The organism is Nonomuraea sp. K271 (assembly GCF_009908215.1).
GTDB classification, from domain to species: domain Bacteria; phylum Actinomycetota; class Actinomycetes; order Streptosporangiales; family Streptosporangiaceae; genus Nonomuraea; species Nonomuraea longispora.
Genome location: NZ_JAAAHR010000122.1, coordinates 13,329 through 30,211, shown reverse-complemented (window position 1 = coordinate 30,211; position 16,883 = coordinate 13,329). Strand labels below are relative to the sequence as shown.

Here is a 16,883-nt window from a genome sequence, read left to right as displayed (position 1 = left end):
GGTAGATCACCGCCGCCACGGGCACCGCCACGGCGGCCCCCGCGATGCCCGCGAGGATGCCGCCGACCGCCAGCACCAGGATGATCGCCAGCGGGTGGAAGTTGAGGGCACGCCCGACGATCAGGGGCTGGAGCACGTGGTTCTCCAGCTGCTGCTCGATGACGAGGATGCCGAGGAAGATCAGCGCGAAGATGAGGCCCTTGGCGCCCAACGTGACGAGCGTGGCGACGGTGCCCGCGAAGAAGATCCCGACGATGGGGATGAAGCTGGCGAAGAAGATCAGCACGGCCAGCGGCGCCCACAGCGGCACCCCCATGCCGGCCAGCACGATTCCCATGATCAGGCCGTGCACGGCGGCCACGGCCACGGTGCCCTGGACGTAGTGGGACAGCGTGGTCCACGCGGCCCGCCCCGCACGGTCGACGCGCGGAGATACGCTGCCGAACGCCTTGAGGAACCACGCCCAGATGCGGTCGCCGTCCTTGAGCAGGAAGAACGTCACGAAGAGCAGCAGCACGATGGACGCGAGCACCTCGAAGGCGACCGCGCCGGCCGACAGGACGGTGCCCGTGATGGCCGTGCGTTGCGCGTTGACCATGTCGACGACCTCGTCGACGTAGCCGATGATCTGCGCCTCTTCCAGCTGCAGCGGGCCGCTGATCAGCCATTCCTGCACGGACCTGGCGGTCTCCTGGACCTGCCGGACGAGGTTGGGGAACTCCTCGCTGGCCCGCGCCCCGACGAGCCAGCCGGTGCCGGCCAGCACGGCCAGCGCCACCAGCATGGTGATCCAGGTGGCGTAGATGGGCCGCATGCCGGCGCGGCGCAGGGCGTTGGTCAGCGGGAACAGCAGCGCGGTCAGCAAGAGCGCGATCGCCACGGGCAGCGCCACGAACGTGAGGCCGGCGATGACCTGGACGAAGTAGTAGACGACCACGCCGACGAGGATCAGGCACCCGCACCATGCGGCCATCTTGGCCAGGACGGGCGGCACGAGATTGGTTGGGCGGTCGGGAAGCACGGTTCAAGACTGGCATGTCCCGGCGGCGGATGCGCGCGGTTGTCGCACTGGTGTGATCTCCCGCGGGCCGGCCTGACGCCGTCGTGCCCGGCGTGCCCGGCTAGCCCCGGCCAGCGGTCATGGGCGGCTCGCGCATGCCGCGCAGGGGCGAGGTGACCAGCCACAGGAACGGCAGGCAGCCGCCGGCGGCGGCGGCCAGCAGCGTGTGCCTGACCCCGATCGCCTCGCTCCGCACCCCGCCGAGCAGCCCGCCCAGCGGCATCATGCCCCACACGAGGAAGCGGATGGTGGCGTTCATCCGGCCGAGCAGCGGCTCCGGCGTGATGGCTTGGCGGAAGCTGAGCTGGGTGACGTTGAAGACGACCGCTCCTGCTCCGAAGAAGAACTCGAACACCACGAACAACGCGAGCCGCCAGTCGGCCGCCACCCACTGCAGCAGGAACATCAGCGGCGCGGTCAGCGCGATGGCCAGCCACATCGTCGGTCCCTGCCCGAACCTGCGGGCCAGCCGGGCGTTGACCAGCGCGCCGGACACACCGCCGAGCCCGCCCGCGGCCATGAGCAGGCCGATCGTGCCCGCCTCCAGGCCGAGTTCCCTGGCCAGCAGCAGCAGGATCGCCGGCTGGCTCATCGCGACGAACAGGTTGGCGGTGGCGGCGCACCCCGCGATGCGGCGCAGCAGCGGGTGCCCGAGCACGAACCGGACGCCCTCCCCGATCTCCCTGGTCAGGTGGGCGCGCGGGCGCTCCTGGCGGGGCTCGGGCCGGCGGATCGTCGCGAGGCAGAGGGCCGACCAGGCGAACCCGGCCACCGTCACGGCCAGCGCGAACGGCGCGGTGAGGAACTGGACGAGGTAGCCGCCCACGCCGGGCCCGCCGAGCTGGGCCACCGTGCGCACGCCCTCCAGCGCCGAGTTTCCCTCGACGAGCCGCTCGCGCCCCACGAGGTGCGGGAGATAGCTCTGGTACGCGGCGTCGAAGAACACGGTGCACACCCCGAGCGCGAGCGCCACGGCGTACAGCTGGTGGATCGAGAGCGCGCCGAGCCACCAGGCCACCGGCACGGCTGTCGGAGGTGTTCGAGGACTTCCGCGGGCGGACGCCACCTCCCGAGGGGGAGGCCTATTCGCTCTTCTTCGCCCTGCACAAGGACGTCAGCAGGGGCCGCTGACGCCGGGCGCCCGCGGAAGGGCCCCCGGCGACACGGGCGTCAGCCCAGCTGGACCTCGGCGTGCAGCGCGTCTCCGTGCTCCAGGACGAACTCCTCGACGTTGCCCGCCGCGCACAGGTCGTCCTGGGCCAGGCGCACGAGCGCGATCTCAGGGCCCGAGACGGTGAGCCTGCTGACCTCGGCCCGCATCGACAACTTGGCCTCCGACTTGGCCTTGCGCACGCGCCCGAGCACGTCCGAGGCGACGGCCAGCACCGCCGGGTCGCCGTCGCCGCGCCCGCCCCTGGGCTCGGCCTGGGGCCACGGCGCGCGGTGGACCGAGCCCTCGCGCCACCACGACCACACCTCCTCGGTCACGAAGGGAAGGAACGGCGCGAACAGCCGCAGCAGCACGTCGAGCGCCTGCCGCAACGCCGCGTGCGCGGACGCCGCGGCGGGGCCGGACTCGTAGGCGCGGGCCTTGACCAGTTCCAGGTAGTCGTCACAGAACGCCCAGAAGAAGCGTTCGACGGCCTCCAGCGCCCTGGTGTGGTCGTAGGCGGCGAGCCCCTCCCCCGCCTCGTGTACGGTGTCGGACAGGGCGGTCAGCATCGACAGGTCGAGCGGCTCGGTGACGTCGCCCTCGCTGCCGGCCAGCCCGAGCACGAACTTCGAGGCGTTGAGGATTTTGATCGCCAGCCGCCGGCCGATCTTGAGCTGCCCGGCGTCGAAGGCGGTGTCGACGCCGTAGCGCCCGTTGGCCGCCCAGTAGCGAACGGCGTCGGAGCCGTGCTTGTCCAGCAGGTCGAGCGGGGTGACGACGTTGCCCTTGGACTTGGACATCTTCTTGCGGTCGGGGTCGAGGATCCACCCCGAGATGGCCGCGTCGCTCCACGGCAGCCCGCCGAACTCGTAGTGCGACCTGACCACGGTCGAGAACAGCCAGGTGCGGATGATCTCGTGCGCCTGCGGCCGCAGGTCGGCCGGGAAGACCCGCTTGAACAGGTCGTCGTCGCTCTCCCAGCGGCCGGCGATCTGCGGCGTCAGCGACGAGGTGGCCCAGGTGTCCATGACGTCGGGGTCGGCCACGAACCCGCCGGGCACGCCGCGCTGGTCCTCGGTGTATCCGGGCGGCACGTCGGTGGACGGGTCGATCGGCAGGGTGTCCTCGGCCGGCAGGATCGGCGCGTCGTGAACGGGCCGGCCGGACTCGTCGACCGGATACCAGACGGGGAAGGGCACGCCGAAGAAGCGCTGGCGGGAGATCAGCCAGTCGCTGGTGAGCCCCTGCACCCAGTTGTCGTAGCGGACGCGCATGTGCGGCGGGTGCCACACGAGCTCGCGGCCCCGCTCCAGCAGCCGCTCGCGCAGTTTCTCGTCGCGTCCGCCGTTGCGGATGTACCACTGCCGGGTGGTGACGATCTCCAGCGGTTTGTCCCCGCGCTCGTAGAACTTCACCGTCCGCCGCACCGGCTTGGGGTCGCCCTCCAGGTCACCGGCCTCGCGCAGCAGCTCCACGATCCGCTCGCGCGCGCCGTGGACGGTCTTGCCCGCCAGCTCTTTGTACGGCGCGGCGTCGACGCCCTCGGGCGGCTCGGGCAGCAGCCGGCCGTCCCAGCCGATGACCGGCCGGGTCGGCAACTGCAGCTCACGCCACCAGGTCACGTCGGTGACGTCACCGAACGTGCAGATCATCGCGATGCCGGTGCCCTTGTCCGGCTCGGCCAGGCGGTGGGCCAGCACCGGCACCTCGACGCCGAACAGCGGCGTCAGCACCGACGTGCCGAACAGCGGCTGGTAGCGCTCGTCGTCGGGGTGGGCGACCAGAGCCACGCAGGCCGGGATCAGCTCGGGCCTGGTGGTCTCGATCCAGACCGGCCCCTGCTCGCCGTAGAAGGAGATCTTGTGGAAGGCGCCGGGCCACTCGCGGTCCTCGAGCTCGGCCTGGGCGACGGCGGTGCGGAAGGTGACGTCCCACAGCGTGGGCGCCTCGGCGAGGTAGGCCTCGCCGCGCCTGAGGTTGCGCAGGAACGCCCGCTGGGAGACCGCCCGGGACTCGTCGCTGATGGTGGTGTAGAGCAGCGACCAGTCGACCGACAGGCCGACCCGCCGCCACATCTCCTCGAACACCTGCTCGTCGACGGCGGTCAGTTCGTGGCAGAGCTCCACGAAGTTGCGCCGCGAGATGGGCACGTCACGCTTGCCCGGCTTGTCCGGCGGGACGAAGTCAGGGTCGTAGGGCAGCGACGGATCGCAGCGCACGCCGTAGACGTTCTGCACCCGGCGCTCGGTGGGCAGGCCGTTGTCGTCCCAGCCGATGGGGTAGAACACCGACTTGCCGATCATCCGCTGGTAGCGGGCCATGATGTCGGTCTGGGTGTAGGAGAAGACGTGCCCGACGTGCAGCGAGCCCGACACGGTGGGCGGTGGCGTGTCGATGGAGTAGACCTGCTCGCGCGGAGCGGACCTGTCGAAACGGTAGGTGCCCTCAGCGTCCCAACGAGCTACCCATACCTGCTCCAAACCATCAAGGGTCGGCTTTTCCGGCATGGAGACATGGCCTGGTCGCTGTTGAGTCATGCCTCCTTATGCTACGGCTTCGGCGCACGGGAAGCGGTACAGACTAGTGTTCGTTACCAACGGGAAGGGAGATCGGCATGGCGGAGGACAAGCCAGACGTGGCCTGGCGGGTCATCGGCGGCTTGGTGGGGCTCGTGACGGCCTGGGCGGCCAGGAAGATCCTCGGGTTCGTCTGGGTCAAGGCGACCGGCAAGGAGCCCCCCATCGACACAGACTCACCCGAGGTCAGCCTGGGTGAGGCCATCGGTTACGCCGTCCTCATGGGCGTCGGCATGTCCGTGGCCCAGATCGTGGTCAACCGGACCGCCAAGAAGCGTTACGACGCGTGGAAGGCTGTGAAGCAGGTGACTCCAGGGCATTGAGGAACTCACTCGCCCAGCGGTCCACGTCATAGGTGGCCACCCGGCGGCGCATGGTGCGCATCCGGCGGGCCAGCTCGTGCGGCGTGGCCCGCATGGCCGTCATCATCTGGCGCTTGACGTCCTCCACGTCGTACGGGTTGACGAGGTACGCCTGGCGCAGCTCGTCCGCCGCCCCGGTGAACTCGCTGAGCACCAGCGCGCCGTTGAGGTCGTGGTGGCAGGAGACGTACTCCTTGGCCACCAGGTTCATCCCGTCGCGCAACGGGGTGACGACCATGACGTCGGCGGCGAGATAGAGCGCGGCCAGCTCCTCCTGGTCGTAGGACTGGTGGAAATACTGCACGGGCTGGTAGCCCAGCTGCGCGTGCTCGCCGTTGATCCGGCCCACCTGGAGCTCGATGTCGTCGCGCAGGCGCCGATACTCCTCCACCCGTTCCCTGCTCGGCGTGGCGATCTGCACGAACACCGCCTCGTTCGGCTGCAGCCGCCCGTCGTTGAGCAGCTCGCCGAACGCCTCCAGCCGCTGGCCGATGCCCTTGGTGTAGTCGAGGCGGTCGACGCCGAGCAGCACGTGTTCGGGGTCGCCCAGCTCGACCCTGATCTCCTTGGCCCTGGCCGCGATGTGCGGCTCGCGTACGAGCGAGTCGAGGTGGGCGAAGTCCACGGAGATCGGGAACGCCTGTGTGGTGACGATGCGGTCGTCGAGGAAGATCTCGTTCCCCTTGTACGGCAGCCCGAGCAGCCGCCTGCACAACCGGCGGAAGTTGGAGGCGCCGCCGGGGAGCTGGAAGCCGACCAGGTCGGCCCCGAGCAGCCCTTCGACCAGTTCCTTGCGCCAGGGCAGCCGCCAGAACAGTTCCGTCGGCGGGAACGGGATGTGCAGGAAGAACCCGATCCGCAGGTCGGGCCGCAACCTGCGGAGCATCGCGGGCACCAGTTGCAGCTGATAGTCCTGCACCCACACGACCGCCCCCTGTTCGGCGGCGTCGGCGGCAGCGGCGGCGAACCGTTCGTTGACCGAGCGGTAGGTCTCCCACATCTCCCGGTGGTAGATCGGCGGGGCGACGACGTCGTGGTACAGCGGCCACAGGGTCGCGTTGGAGAAGCCCTCGTAGTACAGCTCAACTTCGCTGGCGGACAGCGGGATCGGGACGAGGTTCATGCCGTCCTGCTCGAACGGCTCGAGCTTCTCGTCGGGCGCCCCGTGCCAGCCGGCCCAGGCTCCGTGGCGGCGCTTCATCACCGGTGCGATCGCGGTGACGAGCCCGCCAGGACTCCTGCGCCACGAGGCCGTTCCGTCAGGCTCGATCGTGCGGTCCACCGGCAACCGGTTCGCGACGATCAGAAACGAGCTACGGCCAGTCACGCAGTCCTCCTCTAGGGGTCAAATGTCGGGAAGTCGCCAAGAGCGCGACTCATAGCGACCGCCACCGACTCCGGCCCCGCATGGGGGATGATCGCGGCGATGTGGGAGTCGGGCCTGATGAGCCATGCCTCATCGGGCCCGGCGCCGAGCTTCCCGGCGAGCGAGCCTGTCCCGTCCATCTCCGCGAACCCACGTACGGCGAGCGGTGCCTTAATGACCTTGCCCATAACCTGCACAAACAAACGCGAATCGCACATTTCACCCAGTAGAACCAGGAAACCGTCCCGGCAGAACTCCCGCAGCCTGCCCTCGGGCAACGCCACGTCCGGAAGGATCACCCCTGGGGCGGGCACGCAGGGTGAGCCCCTGGGCGGCCTGCCGGAAAACGGACGTGCCGGATCCGGCGTCGTGAGCGGCGAATCCACGTACCAGAAGGGCTCGGCGAACCTGCCCGAGTCGATTTCCGCGATCCGCCCGCCCTCCAGCGCCGTCCTCCTGCGCATCCGCTCCTCCACGGTCCTCGGCGCGATGAACCGCATGGTGGCCGCGGTGACCTCCAGGTTCTCCAGCGCCGCCGCGTGCCGCTCGATGTGGTACGTCTCCAGCAGCCCCTCCCCTGCCCATCCGTTGAGCACGAAAGCCAGCTTCCAGGCCGCGTTCTCGGCGTCGGGGACGCCGGAGTTGAGCCCGCGCGCCCCGAACGGGGCCACCAGGTGGGCACAGTCGCCGACGAGCAGCACCCTGCCGACGCGCATGCGAGAGGCGATCCGCGAGTGGAACCGGTACGTGCTGTGCGACAACAACTCGTACGGCCGGTCCCCGACGATTTTCCGGATGGCCCGCGCCCTGTCGGCGTCCGCCGGGATGAAGTCGGGCGCGATCTGCCAGTCGATCCTGAACGTCCCGCCGGGGCACGGATGGATCAGCACCTGGCGGCCCGGGTTCCACACGGGGTCGAAGTGGAAGTGGCGCTCGTTCTCCCGGCCCGGCAGGTCGGCCCTGATGTCGCAGATCAGGAACCGGTCGTCGTACGTCTGCCCGTCGAACGTGACGCCGAGCGCCTCGCGCACCCGCTGGGCCCTCGCGCCCGCGCAGGCCAGCACGTACGAGGCGCGCAGCAGCCGGGCGCCGCAGTGCACGGTGACGCCGCCGGCGTCCTGGGCGACGCCGGTGACCTCGTGGTTCCAGCGCACCTCGATGAGCGGCTGGGCGGCCACCGCCGCGTCGAGGATCTGCTCGGTGCGGGTCTGGGAGATGTTCACGCACGCCGGCAGCGGGCCCTCCCCCTCGAACGACCACGAGAACAGCTCGCGGCCCCGGTAGTAGGTGCGGGCGGTGGTCCAGGCCAGGCCCTCCTCGGCGATCCGGCCCGCGCCGGCGGCGTACCAGATGTCCAGCACGTCGCGCTGCTGGCAGATCGACTTCGACCCGCCCCGCCCGCGCTCCGGGCGCTGGTCGAGCATTAGTACCCGGATGCCCCACCGGGCCAGCAACAGCGCCGCACTCAGCCCGACCGGACCTGCCCCGATGACGATCACCTGCGGGGACGCGCCACCGCCGGGTGTCTCCAAGGGCCGCCGCTTCTCACCGGGATCCGCCGACGAGGCGAACGGCTCGGCCATCGTCCACCCTCCTGACTGCCCGTGATCAGGTCACCACTGGTAGAAGCCCTTCCCGGTCTTGCGGCCCAGTTCACCGGCGGCGACCTTCTCCCGTAGCAGCGCGGGCGGCTCGAAGCGGGACCCGAGCCGGGCGTGCAGGTAGTCGGCGATGGCCAGCCGCACGTCGAGGCCGACCAGGTCGCTGAGCCTGAGCGGCCCCATGGGGTGGCCGTAGCCGAGCGTCATGGCCGTGTCGATGTCCTCGGCTGAGGCCACGCCCTCCTCCACCATGCGGACGGCCTCCAGCCCGAGCAGCACCCCCAGCCGGCTGGTGGCGAACCCCGGTGAGTCACCGACCACCACGCCGGTCTTGCCGATGCGCTCGACGTGCTCCTTGGCGCGTTCGAGTACGGCGGCCGGGGTGGCCCCGGTGACCACGATCTCCACCAGCCGCTGGACCGGCACCGGGTTGAAGAAGTGCAGGCCGATCAGGCGCCCGGGACGGTCGAGCGCTGCGGCCAGCTCGGCGATGGACAACGAGCTGGTGTTGGTGGCCAGCACGGCGTCGTCCCCCACCCGCGCCTCGGCCCCGGCCAGCACCTCCGCCTTGAGCGCCGCGTCCTCGGGCACCGCCTCGATCACCAGGTCGGCGTCCGCGGGCACCCCGGCCATGGCCAGGCGGGCCAGCGCCGCCTCCCTGTCCACCAGGCCCTTGGACTCGGCGATGGCCAGGCCGTCGGCGATGCGCCGCCGGGCGGCCTCCGCCTGCGGCTCCTGTACGGTCACGTGGTCGCCCGCGGCCAGGAATACCTGCGCGATGCCGGCGCCCATGCGCCCGCCGCCGATCACGGCCACGTTCACGGGGCCTCCACGAGCATCGCGACGCCCTGGCCCACGCCCACGCAGAGGCTGGCCAGCCCGCGCCGGCCCGACTCGCGCTCCATGCGGCCGAGCAGCGTGACGACCAGGCGGGCGCCCGAGCAGCCCAGCGGGTGGCCGAGCGCGATGGCGCCGCCGTCGGCGTTGACCGTCTCCGGATCCAGGCCGAGGCGGCGTACGCAGGCGAGCAGCTGCGGCGCGAACGCCTCGTTGATCTCGACGGTGTCGATCCCGGAGGCGTCGGCGGGCTCCCAGCCGGCCCTGGCCAGCGCCTTCCGGGTCGACGGCACCGGGCCGAGGCCCATCAGGTGGGGCTCGACGCCCGCCGACGCGCCGGCGACGATCCTGGCCCGCGGCGTCAGGCCGTGGCGGCGTACGGCCTCCTCGCTCGCGACCACCACGGCCGCCGCGCCGTCGGAAAGCGGGGACGACGAGCCCGCCGTGACGACGCCGCCGTCGCGGAAGATCGTCCTGAGTCCGGCCAGGCGCTCCATCGAGGTGTCGGGGCGGGGGCCCTCGTCCGCGGTCACCTCCCCCACCGGTAGGAGGTCGGCGGCGAAGCGCCCCTCCTTGGCCGCCGCCACCGCGCGGGTGTGGCTGCGCAGCGCCCAGGCGTCGGACTCCTCCCTGGTGATGCCGTCGAGCGCGGCCACCTCCTCGGCCGTCTCGCCCATCGACGTCGTTGTACGCGCGTCGAAGCGCGGGTTGGCGAAGCGCCACCCCAGCGAGGTGTCGGCCACCTCGCCCGGTTTCGCCCAGGGTGTGCCGGGTTTGGCCATGACCCAGGGAGCCCGGGTCATGGACTCGACGCCGCCCGCCACCACGAGGTCCGACTCGCCCGTGCGCACCGCCTGCGCGGCCGAGACGATCGCGGTCAGGCCGCTGGCGCAGAGCCGGTTGACGGTGTACGCGGGCGTCGTCGCGGGCAGCCCGGCCAGCAGGGCGGCCATGCGGGCGACGTTCCTGTTGTCCTCGCCCGCCTGGTTGGCGGCGCCCAGCACCACCTCGTCGAACGCCTCGGGGTCGGCGCCGCTGCGGCGCACCGCCGCGCCGACGACCAGGGCCGCCAGGTCGTCGGGCCGGGTGGCGGCCAGCGCGCCGCCGTACCTGCCCATGGGGGTGCGTACGCCGCCCACCAGGTACACCTCAGTCATGTCACTCCTCGCGGGGGAATCATGCCGGTCGCCTGGATTGCACCACATGGAAGCGGCCCGCGACGTAGCCGGGGTCGGTGAGCGAGGCGGTGGCGGCGGGGTTGGCGCCGCTGCCGTGGTAGTCGCTGAACGCGGCCGACTGGTTGACGAACACGCCGCCGGTCAGGTTGCACGACAGGTTGACGCCGGCGTCGATGGCGGCTCGCTCGGCCTGGTCGAGCACGTCGGAGGAGGTCGAGTAGGCGGAGGCGGTGAGCGCGCCGCGGGCATTGATCGTGCGGCGCAGCACGTCGAGGCTGTCCCGCGTCGAGCCCGTGGGGATGACGAACGAGATGGGCCCGAAGTGCTCGCGGCCGTAGATCTCCGGCTTCTCCGGATCGACCCGGACGATCACCGGCGTCCTGATCACCGCGTCGGGGAACGCCGGATGCGCGGGCGCCCGCGACGCCAGCACCACCTCGCCCAGCGACGGCGCCGCCTCCACCCTGGCCAGCACGTCGGGGCTGACGAGCGCGCCGGTCAGCTCGACCGCGCGGGCGTCGTCGCCGAGCAGCCTCCCGACGGCGGCGGCCAGCCCGGCGGCGACCTCGTCGAAGCTCTTGTGCCCCTCGTCGGTCTCGATGCCTCCCGCGGGGACGAGGATGTTCTGGGGAGCGGTGCACATCTGGCCGCTGTAGAGCGACAACGAGAACGCCAGGTTGCCCAGCATGCCCTTCCACGAGTCGGTGGAGTCGATGACCACCGTGTTGACCCCGGCCTTCTCGGTGTGCACGAGCGCCTGCTTGGCGTTCTGCTCCAGCCAGTCGCCGAACTCCGTCGACCCGGTGAAGTCCACGACGCGGATGCCGGGGTGCGTCGCGAGCGTTCTGGCCAGGCCCTGGCCCTCCTCGGCGGCCAGCGTGACGAGCGCGGGATCGTACCCGGCCTCGGCCAGCACCTCGCGGGCGATCTGCACCGTGATCGCGAGCGGCAGCACGGCGCGCGGGTGCGGCTTGACGATCACCGGGTTCCCGGTGGCGAGCGAGGCGAACAGCCCCGGATAGGCGTTCCAGGTCGGGAACGTGTTGCAGCCGATCACGAGGGCGACGCCCCTGGGCACGACGGTGAACCGTTTCTCCATCACCAGCGGCTCGCCCTTTGCGGGCTTTTCCCAGCGGGCGGCGGCGGCCGAGGAGGTCATGGCGGCGTAGGCGTACGCGACGGCCTCCAGCGCGCGGTCCTGCGCGTGCGGCCCGCCCGCCTGGAAGGCCATCACGAACGCCTGCCCGCTGGTGTGCTGTACGGCGTTGGCCAGCTCGAAAGCGCGTTTGTTGATGCGGTCGACGATCTCGACGCAGGCCAGCGCGCGTGCGTCGGGCCCGGCGTCCCGCCAGGCGGGCAGCGCCGCCTGCGCGGCCGCGACCAGGTCGCCGGGGACCGGCTCCGGGTAGGTGACGCCGAGGTCGATCCCGTACGGCGAGCGCTCGGCGCCGATCCACGTCCCGGTGCCCGGCTGGTCGAGCGGGAAGGGTTTGCCGAGGTAGGACTCGAACGCCTCCTTGCCGCGCTCGGCCGCGCCCTCGCCGTAGACGCGCGGGCTGGGCGATTCGGGGTAGGCACTCCAGTAGCCGCGTCCGGCGATCGCGGACAGGGCCTTCTCCAGGGTCTCGCGGTGCTGTTCGAACATGGTCCACCCTCTTGACAACGATCGTCCGGACGGTGAAGTGTTTACCGAACATTCAGTCAGTTGACAAGGGAGACCTGCGTTGGAGAGCGCGCGTCGCATGATGGACGCCGACACCGCCTCCGCGGCCCTGGGCATCGAGCTGATGGAGCTGGGCGAGGGACGCGCGGTGTGCCGCATGACCGTGACCGACCAGATGATCAACGGACACGACCTGTGCCACGGCGGATACGTGTTCCTGCTCGCCGACACGGCGTTCGCCTGCGCGTGCAACAGCCACGGCCCGGTGACGGTGGCGGCGGGCGCGGAGATCACGTTCGTCTCTCCCGCCCGCGCGGGCGACGAGCTGGTGGCCGCCGCCGCCGAACGCACCCGCTACGGGCGCAGCGGCATCTACGACATCACCGTACGCAGGCCGGACGGTCAGGTGGTCGCGGAGTTCCGCGGCCGGAGCCGGGAGCTGACGTGAGACGAGGCAAACCCCCCGAACCCGGCGAGCTCGACCCGATCGAGCGGGTCTCCCGCGACGAGCTCATGGCGCTGCAGCTCGAACGGCTGCGGCGCGCCCTCGCCCACGCCTACCGCAACGTCCCCCTCTACCGGCGGAAGTTCGACGAGGCCGGCGTGCACCCGGACGACTGCGGGCAGCTCAGCGACCTGGCCCGCTTCCCCTTCACCACGAAAGAGGACCTGCGCGGCGGCTACCCGTTCGGCATGTTCGCCGTGCCGCGCGAGCAGGTGGTCAGGATCCACGCCTCCAGCGGCACCACCGGCCGGCCGACCGTGGTCGGCTACACCAGGAACGACCTTGACGTGTGGGCCGACGTGATGGCCCGGTCGATCCGCGCCTCCGGCGGGCGGCCCGGCGACATCGTGCACGTGGCCTACGGGTACGGCCTGTTCACCGGAGGCCTGGGCGCCCACTACGGCGCCGAGCGGCTGGGCTGCACCGTGGTGCCGGTCTCCGGCGGGATGACGGCGCGGCAGGTCCAGCTCATCACCGACTTCCGACCCGACATCGTCATGGTCACGCCGTCGTACATGCTGGCCCTGCTGGACGAGTTCGAGGCGCGGGGCCTGGACCCGCGCGCTTCCTCCCTGCGGATCGGCATCTTCGGCGCCGAGCCCTGGACGGAGCGGATGCGCGAGGAGATCGAGGACCGCTTCGACCTGCACGCCGTGGACGTCTACGGGTTGTCGGAGGTGATGGGGCCCGGCGTGGCCAACGAGTGCGTGGAGAGCAAGGACGGCCTGCACGTCTGGGAGGACCACTTCTACCCGGAGACGGTCGATCCCCTCACCGGCGAGCTCGCCGAGTCGGGCGAGCTGGTCCTCACCAGCCTCACCAAGGAGGCCATGCCCGTCATCCGCTACCGCACCCGCGACCTGACCAGGCTGCTGCCCGGCACCGCCCGGCCGGCCTTCCGCCGGATGGAGAAGGTGACCGGCCGCACGGACGACCTGATCATCCTGCGGGGCGTGAACGTGTTCCCCACCCAGATCGAGGAGCTGGTACTGCGCACGCCCGGTCTGTCGCCGCACTTCCAGCTCCATCTGACCCGTCCCGGGCGGCTCGACGTGATGACGGTCCGGGTCGAGGCCCGACCCGGTTCCGCGGTCGGCCCCGAGGCGGGCGCGGCGCTGCGTCACCTGGTCAAGGCGACCGTGGGCGTGAGCGTGGAGGTCGAGGTGGTGGACCCGGAGACGCTGGAACGGTCGGCCGGCAAACTGAAACGCGTCATCGACAGGCGGATAACCAGCGATAATTGATGACATGGCCACCCCCACCCCTACCCGCCAGCGCCGGCGCGGGCACGACCCCGAGTCCGTGCTCTCCATCGCCGTGGGCGTCTTCAACGAGCGCGGCTACGACGGGACGAGCATGGAGGACCTGGCGAGGGCGCTCGGCGTCACCAAGTCGGCCATCTATTACCACGTGCCCGGCAAGGAGCAGCTGCTCGCGCGGGCGCTCGACCGGGCGCTCGACGGGCTGTCCGAGATGGTCGCCGACCAGCGGGCCGCCTCTGGCCCCGCGATCGAGCGCCTGGAGTGGGTCGTACGGCAGAGCGTGCGCATCCTCGTCGACCGGCTGCCGTACGTGACGCTGCTGCTGCGGGTGCGCGGCAACAGCCGCACGGAGCAGGTGGCGCTGGAGCGGCGGAGGGAGTTCGACGCCTTCATCAGCCGACTGGTCAAGGAGGCGGCGGCGCAGGGGAGCATCAGGCCGGACGTCGATCCGGCGCTCGTGACACGGCTGTTGTTCGGGACGGTCAACTCGATCGCCGACTGGTATCAGCCCTCGCGCGGGGCCTCGTCTGACGATGTGGCCGACGCGCTGCTCAAGATGGCGTTCAACGGGCTAAGGGTCTAGCTCGTCGCGCTTGCGGTGGCCGATCTCGCGCTGCTCGCCCGCGGGTAACGGCCGCTTGACGCGCAGGTCGTCGCGTACGGCCTCGCCGAGTTTCCTGGTCGCGATGCGGTTGAGCGCGCCGCCGGCCACGGCTCCGGTGAGGAACGGGCCCAGCGTGGTCAGGTGACGGCCGAGCGTGCGGAGCAGGCGGTTGCGCAGGGCGGTCTTGGTGGCGGCGCCGAGGGCTAGCGAGACGGAGGCGGGAGTGAGGGGGTCGATGCCACGCTGCTTGGCCCAGGCGGAGGTGAAGGCGACCGCGCGCTGCGCTCCGGTGCCCTCGACGTGTACGCCGTAGACCTCGTGCAGCTCGGCCAGGAGCTTGACCTCGATGGCGGCGACGACGATGGTCTCCGCGACGAGTTGCGCGGGGGCGGAGAGCAGAAGGGGTGGTGCGGCGAACTCGGCGGCCGCGAGGGCCCCGCCGATCGCGCCGACGGTCATCGTGGCCTTCTGGGCGGTGCGTACGAGGTCGTCGGCGAGCTCTTCGCCGGTCAGGCCGTGGTGGTGATCGGAGAGGGTGTGCAGGTCCCTGATCGGGATGCGGGGCGCGATGTTGAGAAAGACGTCCGCCAGCCAGCGGCCACGGCCCGCGCCGGTCGCGCGTGCCCGCTTCGCTCCGGCGGACAGGGCCTGGGCTAGACGGCCGAGCAGCCTGCGCCGCTCGGCCGGCTCGAGCTCACCGGGCCGGGTGAGCTTGCCCACGAGTTCGCCGACCTCGCGATCGGGGTCGGCGGCCTCGTTGCCCTCATGGTGTTCTCTCTCGGTGTCGGCCACGCGATGCCTCCTCTGACTAGGCGGCGCACTCCCGGCAGACCTGCTGGCCGTTCCTCTCGGAGGCCAGCTGGCTTCGGTGGTGCACCAGGAAGCAGCGCGAGCAGGTGAACTCGTCCGCCTGGCGGGGAATCACCCTCAGGGACAGCTCTTCGTTCGACAGGTCGGCCCCGGGCAGTTCCAGCGACTCGGCCAGGTCGGTCTCGTCGATGTCGATGCTGCCGGACGACTTGTCGGTGCGCCGCGCCTGGAGCTCCTGGAGGCTGTCCTCCCCCAGGTCGTCGTCTGTCTTGCGCGGGCTGTCGTAGTCGGTAGCCATTGTGCTTACTCCATCCCCCTCATCTATATGTCTTCGCGCTCGTCGCGCGTCTTCTAACGTCCGGGAGGCCCGTCTTGTGCCCGTTCCGCCGGAGAGATTTCCCATCGGTACCCCGAGAAAACGGACAACGAACCTCCCAACACGTCAGGGCCTGCTGCCGAGGGCAATGGTTAGCCAAATATGGCGAAACCCACAGCCTTGGCGTCATGCACCACCGTGTTCGACGGCACATCCAACCACATGTGCGGCACCAATGAGACGCCCCCCGCTCCTCAACACGCGCACGAACACGACACGGCAACGGCGATGTCAGCGTCTCGGAAGCCGAATGGTCACGACCAGCCCTCCACCATCACGCGGCACGGCGGTCACATTTCCGCCGTGGGCATGTACGACCGCACGGACGATGGACAGCCCGAGACCCGATCCCTTGGCCGAATCCACGCGGTCGGCGTGGAGCCTCCTGAACGGCTCGAACAGGCTGTTCACCTCGTACGCCGGGACGTGCTGTCCCGTGTTGGCCACCTGAACAACCAAGGCACCGTCCACCATTCCCGTCCGGATCCACACTTTTCCGTTTTCGGGAATGTTGTACTTGACAGCGTTCTCGAGCAGGTTGCTGACGGAGCGTTCCAGCAGCACCGGGTCGCCTATGGTAGGCGCGCTGACCAGTTCGGTCGTTACGGTGACCCCGTGTTCCAGGGCGAAGGGCGTGACCTGTTCCACGGCCGTCTGGGCGACTTCCTGAACGTCCAGGGGTTTGCGCACGGCGAGTTCGCGTTCGCTCCTGGCGAGCAGCAGCAGCCCCTCGATGAGCTTCTCGTTCCGCGCGTTGACCTCGAGCAGGGTACGGCCGAGCGTTTTGAGGTCCTCCGACGCCTCGGGGTCCGACAGGGCGATCTCCAGGACCGTGCGATTGATCGTGAGGGGGGTGCGCAATTCGTGTGAGGCGTTGGCCACGAATCTGCGCTGGGTGTCGAAGGCGATGTTGAGCCTGGTGAGCATGGCGTCGAAGGTGTCGGCCAGTTCCTTCAGCTCGTCGTTGGGGCCTTCCAGGGCGATGCGCTGGTGGGCCAGGGTGCTCTCGGACAGTTTGCGTGCCGTGGCGGTCATCTGCGCCACCGGCCGCAGCGCCCGGTCGGCGACGAAATAGCCGATGATGAGCGCGAGGATGCCGACGCCGAGCAGCGCCATGAACGCGCTGCTGAACAGGGTGTCGCGGGCGTCCTGCACCGCCTGCCGCTGGAACTCCCGCCACGCGGCGTCGAGCCGGGCGTTCTGGACGGGATCGAGCCCCCAGTCGATGGATGGCCACGCGTAGTCGATCGCCGTACCGACGATCACATAGACCGAGAGCAGCAGCACCGCGGCCGCCGCGAAGACCAGCGCGCCGTAGGTGAGCGTCAGCCGCCACCGGATGCTGACCCTGCCGGGCAGGTCCTTCATCCGCTCCATCGGCGTGCGCTGCGCCGGCGTCTGCGCCGGCGGGGGCGGGCCGTCCCAGGCGGGCGGCCCGCTCGGCGGCGGCGCCTCCTGCACGCGCGTCGCCTTGCGCGCGGAATGCGGGCTGATCATCGGGTGCGTCGGCCCCGCCTGCCGCTCTGGCCG

15 protein-coding genes are annotated in these 16,883 nt (G+C 70.7%); 4 read left to right on the top strand and 11 right to left on the bottom strand.

The genetic code is table 11. The annotated features are described in order from the left end of the window. The 3 genes from GUY59_RS32715 to valS all read right to left on the bottom strand — a co-directional run. Positions 1-1,021, bottom strand: a 1,021-nt coding sequence (locus GUY59_RS32715) for an AI-2E family transporter (RefSeq protein WP_161714814.1), incomplete at its 3' end; no start/stop codon positions are given. Positions 1,022-1,121: 100 nt separating this feature from the next. Beyond that, positions 1,122-2,078, bottom strand: coding sequence for an MFS transporter (locus GUY59_RS32710; RefSeq protein WP_161714813.1), 957 nt, complete (start codon positions 2,076-2,078; stop codon positions 1,122-1,124). A 152-nt stretch (positions 2,079-2,230) separates the two neighbouring features. Continuing rightward, positions 2,231-4,720 (bottom strand): valine--tRNA ligase, encoded by a 2,490-nt coding sequence (gene valS, locus GUY59_RS32705; RefSeq protein WP_138204459.1) that lies wholly within the window; start codon positions 4,718-4,720, stop codon positions 2,231-2,233. Positions 4,721-4,827: 107 nt separating this feature from the next. Between valS and GUY59_RS32700 the strand changes: the two genes are divergently transcribed. Further along, positions 4,828-5,112: a DUF4235 domain-containing protein gene (locus GUY59_RS32700; RefSeq protein WP_132335970.1), complete on the top strand. Its 285-nt coding sequence runs from the start codon at positions 4,828-4,830 to the stop codon at positions 5,110-5,112. Here GUY59_RS32700 and GUY59_RS32695 read toward each other — a convergent pair. From GUY59_RS32695 to paaN, 5 genes are read right to left on the bottom strand one after another with little or no spacing between them, the layout of a single operon-like run. Then, positions 5,045-6,478 (bottom strand): alpha,alpha-trehalose-phosphate synthase (UDP-forming), encoded by a 1,434-nt coding sequence (locus GUY59_RS32695; RefSeq protein ID WP_132335968.1) that lies wholly within the window; start codon positions 6,476-6,478, stop codon positions 5,045-5,047. The two genes, GUY59_RS32700 and GUY59_RS32695, sit on opposite strands and share 68 nt — an antisense overlap. Before the next feature lie 11 nt (positions 6,479-6,489). Next, positions 6,490-8,100: an FAD-dependent oxidoreductase gene (locus GUY59_RS32690; RefSeq protein ID WP_138204435.1), complete on the bottom strand. Its 1,611-nt coding sequence runs from the start codon at positions 8,098-8,100 to the stop codon at positions 6,490-6,492. 30 nt (positions 8,101-8,130) lie between these two features. Continuing rightward, positions 8,131-8,940: a 3-hydroxyacyl-CoA dehydrogenase family protein gene (locus tag GUY59_RS32685; RefSeq protein WP_289514170.1), complete on the bottom strand. Its 810-nt coding sequence runs from the start codon at positions 8,938-8,940 to the stop codon at positions 8,131-8,133. Then, on the bottom strand, positions 8,937-10,112 hold the full coding sequence (locus GUY59_RS32680; RefSeq protein WP_138204437.1) for a thiolase family protein: 1,176 nt from the start codon (positions 10,110-10,112) through the stop codon (positions 8,937-8,939). Before GUY59_RS32680 ends, GUY59_RS32685 begins: the two co-directional genes overlap by 4 nt. A 19-nt stretch (positions 10,113-10,131) precedes the next feature. Then, complete coding sequence (gene paaN, locus GUY59_RS32675) at positions 10,132-11,778, bottom strand: phenylacetic acid degradation protein PaaN (protein WP_138204439.1); 1,647 nt, start codon at positions 11,776-11,778, stop codon at positions 10,132-10,134. Positions 11,779-11,875: 97 nt separating this feature from the next. Here paaN and paaI point away from each other — a divergent pair, with 97 nt between their 5' ends. Genes paaI through GUY59_RS32660 form a run of 3 tightly spaced genes read left to right on the top strand, consistent with a single transcriptional unit; the run spans position 11,876 to position 14,146 of the window. After that, complete coding sequence (gene paaI / locus GUY59_RS32670) at positions 11,876-12,244, top strand: hydroxyphenylacetyl-CoA thioesterase PaaI (RefSeq protein WP_132335982.1); 369 nt, start codon at positions 11,876-11,878, stop codon at positions 12,242-12,244. Then, positions 12,241-13,545, top strand: coding sequence for a phenylacetate--CoA ligase PaaK (gene paaK, locus GUY59_RS32665; protein WP_212746259.1), 1,305 nt, complete (start codon positions 12,241-12,243; stop codon positions 13,543-13,545). The genes paaI and paaK overlap by 4 nt, the downstream gene beginning before the upstream one ends. 4 nt (positions 13,546-13,549) lie before the next feature. After that, positions 13,550-14,146, top strand: coding sequence for a TetR/AcrR family transcriptional regulator (locus tag GUY59_RS32660; RefSeq protein WP_138204441.1), 597 nt, complete (start codon positions 13,550-13,552; stop codon positions 14,144-14,146). Here the strand turns inward: GUY59_RS32660 and GUY59_RS32655 are convergent. From GUY59_RS32655 to GUY59_RS32645, 3 genes are all read right to left on the bottom strand, one after another. Further along, entirely contained in the window at positions 14,135-14,959 is an 825-nt protein-coding gene (locus tag GUY59_RS32655; RefSeq protein ID WP_252375104.1) for a hypothetical protein, read from the bottom strand. The genes GUY59_RS32660 and GUY59_RS32655 overlap by 12 nt on opposite strands. Before the next feature lie 16 nt (positions 14,960-14,975). Then, positions 14,976-15,275: a DUF4193 domain-containing protein gene (locus GUY59_RS32650; RefSeq protein ID WP_090929286.1), complete on the bottom strand. Its 300-nt coding sequence runs from the start codon at positions 15,273-15,275 to the stop codon at positions 14,976-14,978. A gap of 309 nt (positions 15,276-15,584) precedes the next feature. Beyond that, the gene (locus tag GUY59_RS32645; RefSeq protein ID WP_138204467.1) at positions 15,585-16,850 is read right to left on the bottom strand and encodes a sensor histidine kinase; all 1,266 of its coding nucleotides are present in this window, start codon (positions 16,848-16,850) and stop codon (positions 15,585-15,587) included. Between the last annotated feature and the right edge of the window lie 33 nt (positions 16,851-16,883).

Coding starts and splice junctions, on each gene's coding strand:
- GUY59_RS32650 (WP_090929286.1), bottom strand. CDS start 15,275: ATGGCTACCGACTACGACAGCCCGCGCAAGACAGACGACGACCTGGGG.
- GUY59_RS32690 (WP_138204435.1), bottom strand. CDS start 8,100: ATGGCCGAGCCGTTCGCCTCGTCGGCGGATCCCGGTGAGAAGCGGCGG.
- paaI (WP_132335982.1), top strand. CDS start 11,876: ATGATGGACGCCGACACCGCCTCCGCGGCCCTGGGCATCGAGCTGATG.
- GUY59_RS32700 (WP_132335970.1), top strand. CDS start 4,828: ATGGCGGAGGACAAGCCAGACGTGGCCTGGCGGGTCATCGGCGGCTTG.
- GUY59_RS32680 (WP_138204437.1), bottom strand. CDS start 10,112: ATGACTGAGGTGTACCTGGTGGGCGGCGTACGCACCCCCATGGGCAGG.
- valS (WP_138204459.1), bottom strand. CDS start 4,720: ATGCCGGAAAAGCCGACCCTTGATGGTTTGGAGCAGGTATGGGTAGCT.
- GUY59_RS32645 (WP_138204467.1), bottom strand. CDS start 16,850: ATGATCAGCCCGCATTCCGCGCGCAAGGCGACGCGCGTGCAGGAGGCG.
- paaN (WP_138204439.1), bottom strand. CDS start 11,778: ATGTTCGAACAGCACCGCGAGACCCTGGAGAAGGCCCTGTCCGCGATC.
- GUY59_RS32660 (WP_138204441.1), top strand. CDS start 13,550: ATGGCCACCCCCACCCCTACCCGCCAGCGCCGGCGCGGGCACGACCCC.